General features: G+C 60.4%; 4 protein-coding genes. 1 reads left to right on the top strand and 3 read right to left on the bottom strand.

All coding sequences use genetic code 11. From position 1 onward, the window contains the following. Positions 1-772: GlxA family transcriptional regulator (locus tag AWB67_RS35320; protein ID WP_087660539.1), on the top strand; the 772-nt coding region annotated here is incomplete at its 5' end. Positions 773-1,057: 285 nt separating this feature from the next. On the opposite strand, the gene AWB67_RS35325 is transcribed toward AWB67_RS35320, so the two are convergent. The 3 genes from AWB67_RS35325 to AWB67_RS35335 all read right to left on the bottom strand — a co-directional run. Beyond that, positions 1,058-1,486 carry an HU family DNA-binding protein gene (locus AWB67_RS35325; protein ID WP_087660540.1) on the bottom strand — a complete coding sequence of 143 codons (429 nt, stop codon included), beginning with the start codon at positions 1,484-1,486 and terminating at the stop codon, positions 1,058-1,060. A gap of 270 nt (positions 1,487-1,756) precedes the next feature. Then, positions 1,757-2,680, bottom strand: coding sequence for a tyrosine-type recombinase/integrase (locus AWB67_RS35330; RefSeq protein ID WP_087660541.1), 924 nt, complete (start codon positions 2,678-2,680; stop codon positions 1,757-1,759). A gap of 151 nt (positions 2,681-2,831) precedes the next feature. Beyond that, positions 2,832-3,339 (bottom strand): LysR substrate-binding domain-containing protein (locus AWB67_RS35335; RefSeq protein WP_235025542.1); only part of this gene is annotated, 508 nt, incomplete at its 5' end.

Below are 3,339 nucleotides of genomic sequence, written 5' to 3' on the forward strand. Positions count from 1 at the left end.
AAGCACGATTGGTCACCCGGATTGGGTGGCCGTGCCTGCGCCGAGTGTCAGACAACCGGAGCGCCTGATCGAACGGCTGCAGCAGCGTGACGCGCGCGATGCGATGACGTACCTTCGTGCCTGGCATGCCGACGGCGTCGGCATCGCGGCGGCCTGTATCGGTACTTTCCTGCTGGCCGAAGCTGGCCTTCTAGATAATCGCGAGGCGACGACGACGTGGTCACTGGCGCCTTTCTTCCGTCAACGCTATCCGGCTGTCGATCTGGATGATTCACGCATGGTCGTCGCATCGGGTCGGGTCGTCACGGCGGGGGCCGCGATGGGCCATCTCGACCTCGCGCTCTGGCTGCTTCGACAAGCCAGTCCCGACCTCGCGACGCTCGTTGCGCGCGTCATGCTGATCGACAAGCGTTCATCCCAGGCCGAATACATCATTCCCGATTATCTCGCGCACGCAGATCCATTGATCGCGCGATTCGAGCGATGGGCGCGCGAGCATCTATCTCTGGGGTTTTCGCTGCAGGCAGCGGCAAGCGCGCTTTCCGTCGGACCACGCACCTTGCAGCGCCGTACCGAGGCTGTGCTCGGCAAGTCGCCGCTGGCGTTTTTCCAGGACTTGCGAATCCAACGGGCACAGCACCTCGTATCGGTCGGCTACGACATCGAGAAGATTGCAAGCGAGGTTGGCTACGCCGACCCGGCGACATTGCGGACTTTGTTGCGACGGAGGCTCGGTCGCGGGGTGCGGGAACTTCGGGCTGAATTGCGGTAGCCCGGCCGGCCATACGTCAATCATCTTTCCGATCGTGGCCGGACTTCGTGCGGCCAGCGCAGTGCTGTTGATGCTGATCGATTTTGCGTCGGACAAGGAGGACTGGCTTGCGAGCGCCGTGCGGGACGTTGCCCGAGCTGCATCCGTCTGCGTCGATCGTAAAAATCGACCCACGTTCCGGCATCTGGCTGGCGCACCGTGCGTCGTCGTGATCCAGGAATTTTGGAAACAAAAAAGCCCCTTCGACCGGAGACGCAAGGGGCTTCGAGCAAACCGGATGTCGATTTACAGGGCGGCGTCCTTGAGCTTCTTCAGCGGGCGCACTTTGAGTCGAACGGAAGCGGGTTTGGCGGCGAACCACTTGTCCTCACCTGTGAACGGGTCCTTGCCGAAGCGCTTTTTCTTCGCGGGTACGTCCTGAGCGACGACCTTCAGCAAGCCGGGGAGCGTGAACTCCTTGGCGCCCTTCTTGTGAATCGATGCAAGCAAGGTCTCTTCCAGGGCTGCCATTAGCGCCTTGGCGGCTTTCGGCTCGATGCCAGCGCGTTCGGCCAGGTGCACCGTGAGCGACGCTTTGGTGAAGGAATCCTTGATCGGTTTAAGTGGCGTGACTGCCGCCGTCTTCGCTGCAGGCGCTTTCGCCTTCGTCTGAACGGGAGCGGCTGCCTTTTTCGGGGTCTTTGCTGCAGGTTTCGTTGCGCTTGCTTTTGCCATGACTTCCTCATATTCAAAGGTTTGGCCTGAGACCTTTGCCTTTGCATAGTCATCGACGTACGCAAAGGTCGAATCCCTCAGGGTGCTGCTAGCGTAGCAACCCAATGGTGAAGTTGCAATCAACGAAACCCCGAAAACAAAGGCTTTGCGATCGACACGACGCAAAAACAGCGACCTGTACCCTTCCAAGCCGCGTTGCAAAAGGGCGGTGCAGCACGATGCGCATGTAACGCTTCGCAAAATCGCGCGTCGCTTTCGTCCAATCTGAAATCAAGCGGGGGCGAAGGATGGCTCAAGGGTTTGCCGCAGTCGTACCGTGGTGCGATGACTGGAAAGGCCCAGCAGGTTGGCGACCTCCTCGTCGGTGTGGCCCGCATGGAGATGTCGGCGTGCGTAGGTATTTCTCAGAAGTCGAGGACTCATGTCTGCGGCCTTGATATCCAGCGATTCCAACGCAATCCGCACGCATTTCCCGAGCGTGTCATCCTTCATTGGTTTGCCGGCCGCCGTCGCAAGAAAAAGCCACTCACTTTGACAAGGCAGCTTCGCTCGCGCGTAGTGGTACTCCCGCAGGACGTCGAGCGAGAAAGCTTCGAGTGGAACTCTGCGAGCGATTCGCGGACCGCGCTTTTGCACCAGCACGTCTGGCCGGATGCCGTGAATACCGAGGTCGGAGAGGCGGAGGTGACGGCACTCGGCGGCGGTGATGCCGGCGCTCAGAAGCGTCGCAACGATGGCTGTGTTGCGCAGCGATTTGAAGTCCGCCTCCCTCCGCGACACGCAAGCCGTTTGCAACCGGCGATCATCGGCAAGCGAAAGGTAGATTGGCGTGGGTTCGTCCTCAGGCCATGACTCGGAAGCGAGCATCTGAGCCGCAGGATTGGCCGAGCGCAGTTCCATGGCGACCAGATGCCGAACAAACCGGTCGATCAGCTTCAGATACCTCAGTCGTGTCGTTGTGCCCGGCGCGCAGTCTCTCGCGAGTTCTTCAAAGAATCCGTTGATGTGATCTGATCCGAACGTCGTCGGAGCCTGGCCATGGGCGATGAGGAATCGATTGAAGCGCGCAAACATCGCGCAGTGTTGGACGATCGATCGTTCGGCGAAAGCTCGGCGGTCGGCGCCGGCTGCTTGGGTGCGTTGCCATTGCGCATACGCTGCTTCGGGATCGCTCGTCCAGAGTGCCAGGGTCATAAGTCGATATACTGAATTGGCATTCTCGTCAGGATACGCGAAGCTCGCGCTTCGTCAAAACCAGTTACCCATAACAGGTGCCCAGTCGCTGGGATATGCCTCGGCATTCGCCTCCCCCCTTGCTCAAAACGACAGTTTTGCTGGCTCAACTTCAGTTTTGTCCAAGCGTCTGTGCCACCAACCCTCTGAACCACCTGTGCCCCGCGTCGTTGTGATGCCGCGCGTGCCAGAACTGTTGAACGGTCAGATCGGGAAGCTTGATCGGTAACGGAAACACATCCACGTCCGCGAGCCGCGAGAACAGGTCGGCGAGTTCATCGGGAACGGCCGCAATGAAATCGGATGTAGCGACGAGGCTCGGCACGGCCAGGAGATACGGCACGTCGATGCCGACCCTCAGCTTCGCGCCGTGGCTCCGCAACTCTTTTTCGAGCAACTGGTTCGTGAGTGCGAGCGTGCCCGCGACCACGTGCTTGCGCTCGACGAACTCTTCGAGCGTCATCCGCACCTTCTTGCGCGCCGCGCCTCCCTTGACGATGCCGACCAGCGAGCGCCTGAAGAGCGGCTGCTGATGCAGGTTCTCTCCCATCTTGCCCAGATAGCCAATCGCGAGATCCAGCGCGCCGTCCTGCAGCGCGCTCGCGAGTTCCATCGACGGC

This window comes from Caballeronia terrestris (assembly GCF_001544515.1).
Lineage (GTDB): Bacteria > Pseudomonadota > Gammaproteobacteria > Burkholderiales > Burkholderiaceae > Caballeronia > Caballeronia terrestris.